General features: G+C 61.6%; 12 protein-coding genes and 1 tRNA gene. 5 read left to right on the forward strand and 8 right to left on the reverse strand.

The window, feature by feature from the left end; all coding sequences use genetic code 11:
* Together H2510_RS09705 and H2510_RS09710 are read left to right on the forward strand one after the other, a co-directional pair.
* The gene (locus H2510_RS09705; protein WP_186628167.1) at positions 1–1,446 is read left to right on the forward strand and encodes an NAD(P)/FAD-dependent oxidoreductase; all 1,446 of its coding nucleotides are present in this window, start codon (positions 1–3) and stop codon (positions 1,444–1,446) included.
* 193 nt (positions 1,447–1,639) lie between these two features.
* Positions 1,640–2,836, forward strand: a complete 1,197-nt coding sequence (locus H2510_RS09710; RefSeq protein WP_186628168.1) for an Ig-like domain-containing protein — start codon at positions 1,640–1,642, stop codon at positions 2,834–2,836.
* Positions 2,837–2,876: 40 nt separating this feature from the next.
* On the opposite strand, the gene H2510_RS09715 is transcribed toward H2510_RS09710, so the two are convergent.
* From H2510_RS09715 to orn, 3 genes are all read right to left on the reverse strand, one after another.
* Positions 2,877–3,620 carry a M23 family metallopeptidase gene (locus tag H2510_RS09715; protein WP_186628169.1) on the reverse strand — a complete coding sequence of 248 codons (744 nt, stop codon included), beginning with the start codon at positions 3,618–3,620 and terminating at the stop codon, positions 2,877–2,879.
* 316 nt (positions 3,621–3,936) lie between these two features.
* Positions 3,937–4,012, reverse strand: a tRNA-His gene (locus H2510_RS09720).
* 86 nt (positions 4,013–4,098) lie between these two features.
* Positions 4,099–4,701, reverse strand: a complete 603-nt coding sequence (orn, locus tag H2510_RS09725; RefSeq protein WP_186628170.1) for an oligoribonuclease — start codon at positions 4,699–4,701, stop codon at positions 4,099–4,101.
* Between the two features lie 87 nt (positions 4,702–4,788).
* Between orn and H2510_RS09730 the strand changes: the two genes are divergently transcribed.
* On the forward strand, positions 4,789–6,531 hold the full coding sequence (locus H2510_RS09730; protein ID WP_186628171.1) for a helicase HerA-like domain-containing protein: 1,743 nt from the start codon (positions 4,789–4,791) through the stop codon (positions 6,529–6,531).
* A 31-nt stretch (positions 6,532–6,562) separates the two neighbouring features.
* Here H2510_RS09730 and cmrA read toward each other — a convergent pair whose 3' ends face one another.
* Genes cmrA through H2510_RS09745 form a run of 3 tightly spaced genes read right to left on the reverse strand, consistent with a single transcriptional unit; the run spans position 6,563 to position 9,963 of the window.
* Positions 6,563–7,366, reverse strand: coding sequence for a mycolate reductase (gene cmrA, locus H2510_RS09735; RefSeq protein WP_186628172.1), 804 nt, complete (start codon positions 7,364–7,366; stop codon positions 6,563–6,565).
* A gap of 36 nt (positions 7,367–7,402) precedes the next feature.
* Positions 7,403–9,439, reverse strand: coding sequence for an NADPH-dependent 2,4-dienoyl-CoA reductase (locus H2510_RS09740; RefSeq protein ID WP_315901314.1), 2,037 nt, complete (start codon positions 9,437–9,439; stop codon positions 7,403–7,405).
* On the reverse strand, positions 9,436–9,963 hold the full coding sequence (locus tag H2510_RS09745) for a PadR family transcriptional regulator (RefSeq protein WP_186628174.1): 528 nt from the start codon (positions 9,961–9,963) through the stop codon (positions 9,436–9,438). Before H2510_RS09745 ends, H2510_RS09740 begins: the two co-directional genes overlap by 4 nt.
* A 131-nt stretch (positions 9,964–10,094) precedes the next feature.
* Between H2510_RS09745 and H2510_RS09750 the strand changes: the two genes are divergently transcribed.
* Positions 10,095–11,417, forward strand: coding sequence for an MFS transporter (locus tag H2510_RS09750; protein ID WP_186628175.1), 1,323 nt, complete (start codon positions 10,095–10,097; stop codon positions 11,415–11,417).
* Here the strand turns inward: H2510_RS09750 and H2510_RS09755 are convergent.
* Both H2510_RS09755 and H2510_RS09760 read right to left on the reverse strand, forming a co-directional pair.
* A complete protein-coding gene (locus tag H2510_RS09755; RefSeq protein ID WP_186628176.1) occupies positions 11,414–12,238 on the reverse strand; it encodes an alpha/beta fold hydrolase in 825 nt (274 codons plus the stop codon). The genes H2510_RS09750 and H2510_RS09755 overlap by 4 nt on opposite strands.
* On the reverse strand, positions 12,235–12,876 hold the full coding sequence (locus H2510_RS09760; RefSeq protein ID WP_315901315.1) for a TetR family transcriptional regulator: 642 nt from the start codon (positions 12,874–12,876) through the stop codon (positions 12,235–12,237). Before H2510_RS09760 ends, H2510_RS09755 begins: the two co-directional genes overlap by 4 nt.
* Positions 12,877–13,086: 210 nt before the next feature.
* On the opposite strand from H2510_RS09760, the gene H2510_RS09765 reads away from it, so the two are divergent.
* Entirely contained in the window at positions 13,087–14,199 is a 1,113-nt protein-coding gene (locus H2510_RS09765) for a ferredoxin reductase (RefSeq protein ID WP_222438569.1), read from the forward strand.
* Positions 14,200–14,213: the final 14 nt, after the last annotated feature.

Genomic DNA, 14,213 nt, shown 5'->3' on the forward strand with positions numbered 1-14,213 from the left:
ATGACCACGACAGTCGACGTCCTCATCATCGGCGCAGGCCTGTCCGGAATCGGTGCCGCGCATCATCTTCGGTCCACCCTGCCGCACAAGAGCTATGCCATCCTCGAGAGCCGTGGTGCGATCGGCGGAACGTGGGATCTGTTCAGGTATCCGGGGATTCGATCCGATTCGGACATGTACACCCTCGGTTACAACTTTCGCCCCTGGGTGGGTGACAAATCCATCGCCGACGGCGCGTCCATCCGCGAGTACATCGAGGACACGGCGCGTGAAGCCGGGATCGACCGCCACATCCGGTTTCATCACACAGTGGTGTCGGCCGAATGGTCCACTGCGACCTCGACATGGACGGTCGAGGCAAAGGTGGGTGAATCAGGCGAGGTTGCAGTGTTCACTGCCTCGTTCTTGATGTGTTGCAGCGGATACTACGACTACGAAAAGGGGTTCACGCCGGATTTCGAGGGCCTCGAAGACTTCGGCGGAACCGTCGTGCATCCGCAGTTGTGGCCGGAGGATTTGGACTACGCCGGCAAGAAGATCGTCGTGATCGGCAGCGGTGCCACGGCTATCACGCTGGCGCCGACCCTTGCCCGTGACGCCGAACACGTGACACTGCTCCAGCGCTCACCCAGCTACATCATGTCGTTGCCGTCGAAGGATCCGATTGCGCTGGCGTTGCGCAAGTACTTGCCGTCACGGGTGGCCTATGGAGTCACTCGAATGAAGAACGCCGTCACCTCGATCGGGATGTACGTGCTGTGTCAGCGCTACCCGAACTTCATGAAGGGACGGATTCGCAAGCTTCAGGAGGGCTGGTTGCCCGACGGCTACGACCTCGACACCCACTTCACACCGAAATACGATCCTTGGGATCAACGGCTCTGCCTCGTTCCCGACAGTGATCTGTTCACGGCCATCGGAGAGGGAAAGGTAGACGTCGTCACCGACCACATCGAGCGCTTCACCGAGAAAGGGATCGCGCTGACGTCCGGGGAGAATCTCGACGCGGACATCGTCATCACTGCGACGGGTCTGAATCTCGTCGCCCTCGGCAACGTCGCCCTGCGGGTCGACGGCAAGAAGATCGACATCACCGAGTCGATGGCCTACAAGGGCATGATGCTCACCGATGTGCCCAACTTCGCCTTCGTCATCGGGTACACCAATGCCTCGTGGACGCTCAAGGCAGATTTGGTGTGCGATTACATCGTGCGGCTTCTCGCGCACATGGACAGCAAGGGCTACCGAGAGGTTCGCCTCGAACGGGACGCAACCGTCGGGGAGGAACCGTTTCTGGATTTCGCTGCCGGCTACGTTCTGCGTTCGGTCGACACCTTTCCCAAGCAAGGTTCGGTTGCACCGTGGCGCCTGCGGATGAACTATTTCAGAGACCTTCCCTCGCTGCGCTACGGCAAACTCGTCGACGACAACATGCGAATGCGCTGACTGGTGATCCCTCACCGATCTCACCGGTGCGATCGGTGAGGTAACACGAAGCCGGTACCACGCGATTGGTATTCGAACGTTACTCGAGGCGCGGCATTTCGATTGGATAGCCAAGCTGTGACCTGGCAGCATTCAATCGTGACTGTCGGGCCGAGTACGTGCCCCGAATCGGTGTGTGGAAGTGGAGCGTTTGATGAGGTTCTCTCGCGGAATTGGGACCGCCGCGGTCGCGATGTTGACTGCAACTATCGTCCTGTCGGGATGCACGACGTCGACCACGGGTTCGACGGACGCACTCGCTCCGATCGACTCCAACCCGATTGCCGAACTCATGAAGCCCAAGGTGAGTTCGAGCGTGACCGATGGGGCAGTCGGATTCTCTCCCGCAGATCCGGTGACCGTCTCTGTCGCCGACGGCAAGCTCGCGGACGTCACGGTGACGGATTCGGAAGGCGTGCCGATCGAAGGCGTCCTCTCTCCCGACGGCCTGACCTGGTCCAACACCGAGCAGCTTCAGTACAGCAGCCGTTATCGCGTGCAAGCAGATGCGTACGGAATCGGTGGTGCGACCCGCACGGTCAACAACTTCACGACCAATCAGCCCGGCAACTTCACCAAGGCCTACGTATTGCCGAACGAGGGTGCGGTCGTCGGTATCGGTCAGCCTGTCGCGGTGCAGTTCGACGAGCCGATCGCCGACAAGCTCGCTGCGCAGAACGCCATCCAGGTCACGACGACGCCTCCCGTCGAAGGCGCGTTCTATTGGGTCAACAGCAAAGAGGTTCGGTGGCGTCCGCAGAACTACTGGGCGTCCGGCACTCGCATCGATGTCGCCGTCAACGTCTTCGGCCGTGATCTCGGTGATGGCATCTACGGCCAGGAGAACTCGTCGACGTCGTTCACGATCGGTGACGCCGTCGTCGCGACCGCAGACGACAACACCAAGCAGGTCACCTTCTCGGTCAACGGACAGAACGTCATGACGATGCCCACCTCGATGGGCAAGGACAGTACCCCCACCGACAACGGCGTCTACATCATTGGCGACCGATTCGATCACCTGGTCATGGACTCATCGACCTACGGCGTACCGGTGAATTCATCTTCCGGCTACCGCACGCCCGTCGACTGGGCGACCCGTATGTCCTACAGCGGTATCTTCTTCCACTCTGCGCCCTGGTCAGTGGGCCAGCAGGGGAGCTCCAACACCAGTCATGGTTGCCTCAACCTGAGTCCCGCGAACGCGAAGTGGGTCTACGACAACACCAAGCGTGGAGACATCGTCGTCGTACAAAACACGCTCGGCGGCACACTGTCCGGTACCGACGGCCTCGGCGACTGGAACATCCCCTGGGCCGACTGGAAGGCCGGCAACGCCAACTCCATGTGACGGGGGCGCCCTCAACCAGGCGTCACCCCACCCGATGGACTCAGCGTGCATCCTGGCTTTGGTACCGCGCTGGATCTACTCCCAGCGTCTTCAGGTAGGCAACTGGTTCGACACTCGAGCCATTGTTTCTGACCTCGTAATGAAGATGGGGTCCGGTCGAGTTGCCGGTGCTGCCGACCTCACCGATCTTATCGCCAGGCGCCACGGTGTCGCCGACGCCGACGTTGATCGCGGATTGATGCCCGTAGTAGGTCACCGTGTTTCCACTCTTGACCCGCACGAGATTGCCGTAACCATCTCCCGCGTCACCTGCCTGTTCGACGGTTCCGCCGTTCACGGCGTAGATCGGGGTCCCCGACGGGGCAGCGAAGTCCACACCCTGGTGGAATTGGCCGCCATTTCCGGTCGGGTTGTTTCTGCTGCCGTAGTTCGAAGAGAGTTCGTAGCTGCGCGCGGGCAATGGCAGCATCGCCCCGCCCAAGCCAACCGACGGGGGAGCGACCTCCACTTCAGGAGCGGACGGCGTGCTCGTATCGGGTGCAGGCCCGAAGTCGGAATCGAGAATCACCGCAGCGACCTCGTTGATCAGCACGCCGGTGGCGTCGAGTACGGCTGAGAGGATCGCTGCTCGCTGCTGAGCGTCGGGTTGAGGGATAGGAAGTACGGGCAGGTCGATGGTCGGCTGGGCCGCCGCTACGGCCGGATCGATCAGACCCGCGGAACCGATGCACAACGCCGCCGACAACACCGAACCCGCGATCGCTCTGTGAACTTTTCGACCCACTGCAACTGCCTCCTAGTCTCTGCCCGGCTGGTAATCCCTGATGGGCTTCGAACGACGGGTGGCGCGTTTCGGGGGCGCGTCGAATCAACGGTGCAAGTCACAGCTTTCACGTTGGTACTTTTCTTCCCCAAAAGTGCCATTTGCAACCGTACGTCACATCAACCCCATGCGACACTCGAAAGTTGAATTACAACAACGTAATTCGCTACCCGTTCGATGCACTTCCGCCGCGACTTCGTGACGTACGCCGAGCAAATGGGTGCAGAATGCACAAAAAAGCCGGCCTCCGTGTGGAGACCGGCTTTCTTGCTTCTTATGGGGTGAGTGACGGGACTCGAACCCGCGACACCCAGGATCACAACCTGGTGCTCTACCAGCTGAACTACACCCACCATAGCTACTGGACCGAACCCTCGCGGGTTCTGTTTCAGTAGCTATGACAATGATAGCGGTTCGAATCGTTGGTTGCCAATCGGTATCAGGACTGTGTGTCGAGTCTCTCTACAACTGCGGCAATATCGCTGGTAGAGGGCCCAGGAGGCGCCACGAACACGGTCTGGCGGTAGTACTTCAGTTCCTTGATGGACTCTTCGATGTCTGCCAACGCGCGATGGGCCAGACCTTTCGTCGGCTGACCGAAATAGATGCGCGGGTACCACCGACGGGCGAGTTCCTTTATGGAACTGACATCGATCATTCGGTAGTGGAGGTAGGTATCGAGGTCACCCATATCGCGTGCGATGAAGCCGCGATCGGTGCCGATCGAATTTCCGGCCAACGGAACCGTCCCGGCAACGGGGACGTGCTCGCGGATGTACGCGAGCACCTGACGCTGTGCCTCTTCCAGCGTGACCGAAGATGCGCGCACCTCTTCGGTCAATCCGGATTTGGCATGCATCTTCTTCACCACGTCCGGCATCCCGGCCAGCGCGTCGTCGTCGGCATGAATGACGATGTCCACACCGTCGCCCAGTACGTTCAGTTCGCTGTCGGTGACGAGCGCCGCAATCTCGATGAGCTTGTCCTTCGACAAGTCCAGCCCGGTCATTTCACAATCGATCCACACAAGTTTGTCCTGCACCAGACACACCCTAGTGCGGGCGTCGTCACCGCTAAGGTTTGCGGTGGTGATCAACTGCGAGATGAGCTGTGTCAAGGAGGACGGAAGATGACGGTCGATCCGAATTCGGCGGGCGGTGGGGTGCCCTCGACGCCTGCAGAGAAGGCGAAGGCAGCCAAAGCCGTCGCACTCGAAGCAGCCCGAATCGCGCGAGAGGCTGCCGCAGCAGCGGACGCCGCCGAGAAGGAAGCGATCGACGCGGAGGCAGCAGCAGGCGCGACCGGGACATCCCCGACGGGGGGCGTGACCTCTTCGATCGCGGCGGGCTACGCATCTCACGGCGCAGTGCTCGAGCTGGGATCGGTGATGCTCGACGGCGTCAGCGACCCGTCGGCTCGCATCGCAATTCCTCTGGCGACACTCAATCGTCATGGTTTGGTGGCCGGCGCTACGGGCACCGGGAAGACGAAGACCCTTCAGGGCATCGCCGAGCAGCTCTCCGCCGCGGGAGTTCCGGTGGTGATGGCCGACGTGAAAGGTGATCTCTCCGGGTTGTCGGTGCCGGGAGCAGACAACGAGAAGATACGCAGCCGCGCCGTCGACTGCGGAGAATCGGGCTGGGTGCCCACGGGCTACCCCGTGGAGTTCCTCTCTCTCGGAACCGGTGGTATCGGTGTCCCGGTCCGTGCAACGATCACCGCTTTCGGGCCGATCTTGCTCAGTAAAGTGCTGGAGCTGAACAAGACTCAGGAGTCCACCCTGGGGCTCATTTTTCACTGGGCCGACAAACAAGGGTTGGCGCTGCTCGATCTCAAGGATCTGCGATCGGTCATCACACACCTGACCTCGGACGAAGGCAAGGCCGACCTCAAGGGCATCGGTGGAGTATCGGCGGCGACTGCCGGAGTCATCCTTCGTGAGCTCGTCAATCTCGAGGCCGACGGGGGCGACACGTTCTTCGGCGAACCCGAACTCGAGACCGAGGACCTTCTGCGGGTCGACGGCGACGGCAAAGGCATTGTGACACTGTTCGAACTGGGTGCTCAGGCGTCGCGGCCGGTCATGTTCTCTACATTTTTGATGTGGGTTCTCGCCGACTTGTTCCAGACGTTGCCCGAAGTGGGGGACATCGACAAGCCCAAACTGGTCTTCATCTTCGACGAGGCGCACCTGCTGTTCGCCGATGCGTCCAAGGCATTTCTCGAACAGGTCGAACAAACCGTCAAGCTCATCAGATCCAAGGGTGTCGGCGTCATCTTCTGCACCCAACTACCGACCGACATTCCCAACGAGGTCCTCTCTCAGCTCGGCGCACGAATTCAGCATGCGTTGCGAGCATTCACACCAGACGATCAGAAGGCTCTGAACAAGACTGTCCGGACCTATCCCACCACCGATGTCTACGATCTCGAGAAGGCCCTCACTTCACTCGGTACCGGCGAAGCGATTGTGACTGTGCTTTCCGAGAAAGGTGCCCCGACGCCGGTGGCGTGGACGAAGATTCGTCCACCGCGCTCACTGATGGACACTATCGGCAACGACGCGATCTCGGCCTCGGCCTCCGCCAGCACGCTGTCGTCGAAATACGGTGCGACGATCGACCGCGACTCCGCCTACGAGCGACTGCAAGCGCGGGTGTCCGATGCCCCGAACACGGACCCGGTCCTGGACATACCACCGCTCCCGGTGGACCTACCGGACTTGCCGCGAGTGGAACCGCAAGGGCCGTCGGCCGCCGAGCGCATCATGGACAATCCGGCAGTGAAGAGCTTCCTGCGATCTGCGGCGTCCGCGGCAGGTCGCGAGATATCGCGGAGCATCTTCGGTACCGGGCGGCGGCGTAAGCGCTGACGTCCGGCATCGTTGTCGGCGCTGCGGCCTTCTACCCGCCGAGCTTCTTGTAGAAGCCTCCGATGATCGGAGCGGAAATTGCACGTGGGCTGTATTGGCCTGCAACGGACATGGCCTTGCTGAGGACTCCCGGCACTACGCGCATTTTGTTCGTAGCGAGCGAATCGAGCGACAACTTCGCGGTGTAGGTGCTGTCGATCCACAGGAAATCCGGAACGAGCTTGTCGACGATGGACGCGTCGGCGGGATCGGGTGTTTCAGTGCGGACGGGCCCGGGGGCCAGGAGCGTGACGTGCACTCCGCTGTCTTTGAGTTCGAGGCGCAGGGATTCGGAGAACGTGTTGACGAAGGCCTTCGAGGCCGCATAGGTCGCGTTGTTCGGTATTGCCATGTTGCCAGCGGCCGAACCGGTCATGAGAATCCCGCCGCTGCCGCGCGCGATCATCCCGGGCAGGACGGCGAGCGTAAGATCATGCACCGCAACGGTGTTGAGTTCGACCTGATCGCGCTCGTACTGAGGGTCCAACTGCGCGAGGGGGCCGAATGTCGCTATTCCTGCGTTGTTGCACAGGATGCTGATCGGACGTTCGGACAGCTCGGTCGACAGTGCAGCACGAGCAACACGATCCGCGAGATCGACTTGACGAACCTCGACCGTCACGCCGTGATCGGCGCGAAGCTTCGTTGCGAGCGCTTCTAGCAACTCACCCCGACGAGCGACGACGACAAGCGAGTGCCCTCGCCTCGCCAACTCGGTGGCAAGGGCCTCTCCGATTCCGGAGGAGGCGCCGGTGACGACGGCACGGGCATCAGGGGAAGGACTGGGCAGGCTCACGGTGAGACAGGCTAGCGCAGCGGCGTCCTCGCCCTGTCAGATACTCATCGCAAGCCGGGTGGCCTGCTCGATTGCACGTTTGGCGTCGAGTTCGGTGGCGAGGTCCGCGCCCCCGATGACGTGGGTCGTCACAGCTGATGCGGCCAATTCGTCGACCAGGTCACGGACCGATTCCTGGCCTGCGCACACAACGATGGTGTCCACCTCGAGAGTCCGACGCCGTTCGTGCTTGTCACCGAAGGAAATATGTAGGCCGTCGTCGTCGATGTGTTCGTAGTTGACACCCGAGAGTTCGTGCACGCCCTTGGCCTTCAATGCTGCGCGATGGACCCAGCCGGTCGTCTTGCCCAGTCCGGCCCCGATCTTTCCGCTCTTACGTTGCAGCAGATACACCTCGCGAGGGGACGCGGCCGGAATCGGGGTCGTCAGCGCACCGGGCGCGGCCTCGGGTTCGGTCACGCCCCACTCCTGCTTCCACTCCTTCACATCGAGCGTCGGCGAAGCGTCGGTGGTGAGGAACTCCGATATGTCGACGCCGATACCGCCTGCACCGATCACGGCCACTCTCTTACCGACGTGCCTGCCCTCTTCGACGACCTCGGCGTAGGACAGGACCGACGGATGGTCGATGCCTGGGATGGACGGGATGCGCGGGACTACGCCGGTGGCAACGACGACCTCGTCGTAGTCGCCGGCGAGGAGTTCGGCTGCAGTGACCTTACGGCCGAGGTGTATCGCTACGTTCTGCTCGCGGAGTGAGGTGGTGAAGTACCGAATCGTTTCGGCGAATTCTTCTTTGCCGGGGATGAGCGCGGCGATGCCGAATTGCCCGCCGAGTTGCGGGCGTGACTCGAAGAGACTGACTTCATGGCCGCGCCGCGCCGATTCGAGAGCTGCGGACAACCCTGCGGGCCCGGCTCCGACGACGGCGATTCTCTTCGTCTTCCGTGCGGGGAGCAACTGCAATTCGACCTCGCGCCCGGCTCGGGGATTGACCAGGCACGAGACTGTCTTGCGGGCGAACGCGTGGTCCAGACATGCTTGGTTGCACGCGATGCACGTGTTGATGCTGCCGGGAGCGTCGGCTTCGGCCTTGCGCACCCAGAACGGGTCGGCGAGCATCGGCCTGGCCATCGAGATCAGCTCGGCGTCCCCGCGCGCGAGAATCGCTTCGGCTGTCTCCGGCATGTTGATGCGATTGGATGCGGCCACCGGGATCCCGACATGTTTGTCGAGTTTTCCCGTGATGTCCACGAATGCGGCACGCGGTACCGAGGTGACAATGGTCGGCACCCGCGATTCGTGCCATCCGATATCGGTATTGATCATGTCGACTCCGACCCGCTCCAGCTCCTGTGCGAGTGCGACGATGTCGTCCCAGCTCTGCCCGCGCTCGACCAGATCGGCCATCGACAGGCGGAACACGACCATGAAGTCAGCACCCACTGCGGCGCGTATCTTCTTTGCTATCTCCACAGCTATCCGTCGGCGATTCTCCGGGCTACCACCCCATTCGTCGCGGCGACGATTGGTTCGCTCGGAGAGGAACTGATTGATGAAATAGCCTTCGCCGCCCATGATTTCGACACCGTCGTACCCCGCAGACTGTGCCAGTCTCGCGCAGCGTACGTAGTTGCGGATCTGCCATCGCACCCCACGAGAGGAAAGTCTTCTCGGTCGAAATGGGTTGATGGGAGCCTTGATCGACGACGCCGATACGGAGAAGGGCTGGTAAGAATAGCGGCCGGCGTGCAGGATTTGCAGGGCGATCTTCCCGCCTTCACCATGCACTGCGTCGGTGATACGCCGGTGCCGTCGGGCTTCGATTCGGTTGGTGAGTTTGGCCCCGAACGGCAGCAGCCAGCCGGTTCGGTTCGGTGCATATCCACCGGTGATGATCAGTGCGACGCCACCTCTGGCGCGCTCGGCGAAATACTCGGCGAGCCGTGCGGTGTCGCGGCCACGGTCCTCGAGCCCGGTATGCATCGATCCCATGATGACGCGGTTCTTGAGCGTCGTCGTGCCGACCTTCAACGGAGACAAAAGGATTGGGTACCGACCGGTTGAGCTCACAGCTTCTCCAACACTTCTTCGCACCATTCGGCAAAACCTTCCTCGACTCGAATTCCACCGCGGAGCACCAGATACTGGTGCAAGGCCGCTCCGACAAGACCTGCAGGAGCGGGGAAATCACGTTTTTCGATCGATCGATACAACTGCAGGCGCTCGAGATGAACGTCGCGATGGCGTCGTACTTCCACCTTCAGTGCCGCGATGTCACCGAGAGCGGCTCCGCGGATCTTGACAGCCAGCTCCTCTCGGAGAACTGCGGGGTCGGTCGGCTCGGCGATCCATCTGTCGAGTTCCGCCTTCCCATCGGCACTGACGGAATAGACCTTCTTGTCCGGTCGTCCTTCCTGGGCCACCGCGGTGCCGACCACCCAGCCCGCGCCGTCCATTCGCGTCAGTACTCGGTAGATCTGCTGATGCGTGGCACTCCAGAAGAAGCCGATCGATTTGTCGAATCGGCGCGCGAGTTCGTACCCCGACCCCGACAGCTCGGTGAGGGAAACGAGGAGTGCGTGTTCGAGTGCCACGCAGCAAAGTATGTATGCAACGAAGTGCTTATGCAACTAGGTGCATAAAGGGCACTCTCGGCCGGAAGCCGCACGCGGACTCGATACCCGAGTGGGACGCCCGACGCGGCACCCTCGCCTAGGCTTCCGCTATGAGTGCACAGGCGAATGCCGCCGTCGTCGGCGTCGCGACGACCCGAAAGCAGGTATTCGCCTGGGGGATATGGGATTGGGGATCGGCCGCGTTCAATGCTGTGATCCTGACCTTCGTGTTCTCGGTCTATCTCACCGACGCGGTCGGCGATGACTTGCCGGGTTCCATTTCGGCGACCTCGTGGTTCAGTTGGTCGATCGGTCTGGCTGGGGTCTTCATTGCGGTCCTGGCCCCGATCTCCGGGCAGCGGTTCGACGCCCAAGGACGAAGAAAGCGGTCCCTCGGAATTCTCACCGGTCTGACCGTTCTCAGCATGGTGGGCCTGTTCTTCGTCAAGGACGACTACCACTATCTGTGGCTCGGTTTGGTACTGCTGGCTTTCGGTTCGATTCTCTTCGAACTGGCCAGCGTTCCGTACAACTCGATGCTTCGCCAGGTCTCGACGCCGCAGAACATCGGCCGGGTCTCCGGATTCGGTTGGTCCATGGGATATTTCGGTGGCATCGTGCTGCTGCTGATCTGCTACTTCGGTTTCATCACCGGCGATGGCGATACCCGCGGCCTGTTCGGTCTGACGACCGACGGCGGGCTGAACATCCGTTTCGTTGCCCTTCTTGCAGCCGTGTGGTTCGCAGTATCGGCCATTCCAGTTTTCCTGGCGGTGCCGGAACTACCGCCGACGGGTGCGGATCCGGACGCCGCCAAAGCAGGAATTGCCGAGTCCTACAAGGTGCTGTTTCGGGATCTCCGTGAACTGTGGTCGGTGGATCGGCGCAGTGTCTATTTTCTTGCCGCAAGTGCGTTGTTTCGTGACGGTCTGGCCGGGGTCTTCACCTTCGGCGCGGTGCTCGCAGTGAGCGTGTACGGCATCGGGACGGCAGATGTGTTGTTGTTCGGCGTCGCGGCCAATGTGGTCGCCGGACTCGGGGCGATCAGTGCTGGACGGTTCGACGACAGGGTCGGCCCGAAAACGGTCATCGTCCTCTCGCTCGCGTCGATGATCTTCGCGGGCGTCGTGCTGCTCTTCGTGTCCGGCCCACTGATGTTCTGGGTTTTCGGTCTCGTCCTGTGCCTGTTCGTCGGACCCGCGCAGTCTTCCTCCCGCACATACCTGGCGCGACTGGCCCCGCCAGGGCGGGAAGGACAGTTCTTCGGCCTCTATGCCACGACGGGCCGAGCAGTGTCGTTCCTCGCGCCGACCTTGTTCGGACTCTTCGTATGGCTCTTCGACTCGGACCGCGCGGGGATCGGTGGTCTGCTCGTGGTTCTCGCGCTCGGCCTCGGTGCGCTTCTGGCAGTGAAGGCGCCGGACAAGGTCTAGTTCGAGGAGACGCGTGCGCAGATCTCGTCCGCAATCCGCTCGGGAGCTTCCTCGGGTACCCAGTGCGAGATGCCGTCCAGTTCGACGAAGGTGTAGTCGGCGTCGACGAACTCTGCGCACCGTTCCGCGGCAGCGCGGCCGATCGCAGAATCCTGATTACTCCACACGTAAGTAGTAGGGACCTGGACGGATTCGACACGACCGAAGTCGCTCGTCATCGCGCGGTACCAATTGAGGGCTGCAGTCAGAGCGCCGGGTTCACTGAGGTGCTCGACATAGCTGTCGACAGCACAGCTGCTGCCGAACATGGCACGCAATCGGGCGGCGTCGTGCTCCAGGAGTACTTGTTCGGCTTTTCCTTCGGTGCGAAGCAATTGCATATAGCTCGAGCGCGCCTTCTGATCCTCGTCCTCGCGCAGAGCCCGACCGAACGCGGCTGTGTGCGGCACCGAAACTGCAGTGAGAGAACGTACGCGCTCAGGATGTCGCGCGGCGAGCTGCCATGCCACTGCCGCGCCCCAGTCGTGGCCGACGATGTGTGCCGACTCGAGATCGAACGCATCGAGCAACCCGAGAACGTCGGCGACAAGCTTGGCCGAGGTGTATTCCGCGACACCCGAAGGCCTCGCTCCGGGGGAGTACCCACGCTGGTCGGGGGCGAGTGTGCGCATACCCGCGGTGTGCAGGCGAGGCGCCACCTCTCTCCAGACGAGCGATGTCTGCGGAAACCCATGCAGCAGGACGACTGGTGTTCCATCGTCGGGACCTTCGGCCCGCACGTCGAACACGAGGTCTTCGATCGTAATGGTGTCCATGGTCATCGGTTTCCTTCCGCTCGGTGTCGCGGATTCCACGATCCCATGCCGAGCACGATCAGCCGGACTTGCTGCTCGGTGCGGCGCACCAGTTCTTGTTCCTTCGGGCTGCCGGGGCGGTCGATCTCCAACAGGCCTACCGTCGCGGTCAACATCGTGGAGACGATAAGGTCCGCGGCCATCTCCAAGTCGGCTACATCCCAAGCCGCGAGACCTGGCATTCGGGCGAGATCGACGGTCAGCTCGCTGACGAACATCCGCAGTTCGGTTGCGAAAGCTTGTCGTACTGCGGTGACGCCGCCGTACCGTTCGCGTGAGAGGAATCGGAACTGCTCCTCGTGGCTACGCATCTGCCGAACCAGGATCGCGAACGACTCGGCCGCATTCTTGACGCTCGGATCCTTCCGCGCGTCGCGCAACATCTGTCGCAGCATTCGCATCGAATCTTCTACCAGGGCGACACCCAAATCGTCCATCGATGCGAAGTGGCGATAGAACGCAGTAGGAACTATCCCCGCCGATCGGGCAACCTCGCGCAGACTCACGCTTGCGAAGGAGCGATCTCTCAGCAGTTCGAGAGTGCCGTCCATGAGCGCCTGCCTGGTGCGTTCCTTACGTTCGGCTCGGGTGCCCGGTTCTGTCACGGGTCCGAGTTTATGACTGTCCACTGAGCGAGTACTCCCGGTCCTAAGCTCGACTCTTTCGTGAATGTGATGCATGTCATATTTTGGTGACTTTTGTTCCTGCCGTCACATTCACGTTGACAGGTCGGGGTGTCGATCTGCCACACTCATTCTAGTGCACATTCGTACACTGAAATGGTTCCGCCGTTTCGACCGCTATCGGGAGGCGAGATGACACTTCACCAGAAGTCGCGAAGACCGCGACTGCCGAGCACCTTCTCTCTGTTGTCCTTGTTCGAGGCTATGGCGACCCCGCACGCCCTCGATCGCTACCTCGAACTGGTCGATCCGATGACCACGGTCCGCGATCTTCGCGCCGAAATCACCGCGGTGCATCGCTCCACCCGTGACACGGTGACCTTGACGATGCGCCCGACGCAGCAGTGGCGTGGTTTCGAGGCAGGTCAATTCGTGCAGGTCGGGGTCGTCATCGACGGTGTCCGCCACACTCGCTGTTACTCGCCGAGCTGCTCCCAGTATCGCGATGACGGTCGAATCGAACTGACGGTGAAGGCGCATCCGGAGGGGCTGGTCTCTCAGTATCTGCACCGGCACGCGCGGGAGGGTCTGGTTGTCAGTCTTTCCCAGGCCGACGGGACATTTCACCTCCCACGGCCTCGGCCGGCCGGCGTGCTTCTCATCAGCGGCGGTAGCGGAATCACCCCCGTGCTGTCGATGTTGAGAACGCTGCTGGACGAGGGGTACAGCGGCGACCTCACCTTCTTGCACTACGCGTACACCGAAAGCGACGTCTGTCATCGGAGTGAGCTCGACGCCATTGCAGCAGAACACGACAACATCCGCATCGTGTTCGCTTACACCGATCAGGAGGAAGGCGGCGATCTGCACGGCTTCTTCGGCGCCGAGCACCTCCGATCCGCCGCACCTTGGTACGCGGACGCCGAGACGTATCTGTGCGGCCCACCCGGACTGATGCGTGGCGTCGAAAATGTGTATGCCGAGCTGGGTCTCGAAGACCGTCTTCACCTCGAAGAATTTGCGCCGCCCCTGGCAGTGGTCACCGGCGACGTCGAAGGTGAGGTGTCCTTCACCGAGAGCGGCAAGGTCGGTGAGAACTCCGGTCTGACACTGCTCGAGCAGGCCGAAGAGGCGGGTCTGACCCCCGCATACGGATGTCGGATGGGGATTTGCTTCACCTGCACCTCGGTCAAGACATCCGGATGTACCAAGAACATCAAAACCGGTGCGACGGACAGTGAGCCGGACAAGAAGATTCAGCTGTGTGTCTCGGTGCCGGTCGGTGATGTCGCCATCGAGATCTGAGCAGTTCACCGCAC

This window comes from Rhodococcus sp. BP22, assembly GCF_014281965.1.
Lineage (GTDB): Bacteria > Actinomycetota > Actinomycetes > Mycobacteriales > Mycobacteriaceae > Rhodococcoides.

Bases quoted from the DNA above. Each gene is read 5' to 3' on its own strand.
- H2510_RS09705 (WP_186628167.1), top strand. From the start codon at position 1: ATGACCACGACAGTCGACGTCCTCATCATCGGCGCAGGCCTGTCCGGA.
- H2510_RS09710 (WP_186628168.1), top strand. From the start codon at position 1,640: ATGAGGTTCTCTCGCGGAATTGGGACCGCCGCGGTCGCGATGTTGACT.
- H2510_RS09730 (WP_186628171.1), top strand. From the start codon at position 4,789: ATGACGGTCGATCCGAATTCGGCGGGCGGTGGGGTGCCCTCGACGCCT.
- H2510_RS09750 (WP_186628175.1), top strand. From the start codon at position 10,095: ATGAGTGCACAGGCGAATGCCGCCGTCGTCGGCGTCGCGACGACCCGA.
- H2510_RS09755 (WP_186628176.1), bottom strand. From the start codon at position 12,238: ATGACCATGGACACCATTACGATCGAAGACCTCGTGTTCGACGTGCGG.
- H2510_RS09765 (WP_222438569.1), top strand. From the start codon at position 13,087: ATGACACTTCACCAGAAGTCGCGAAGACCGCGACTGCCGAGCACCTTC.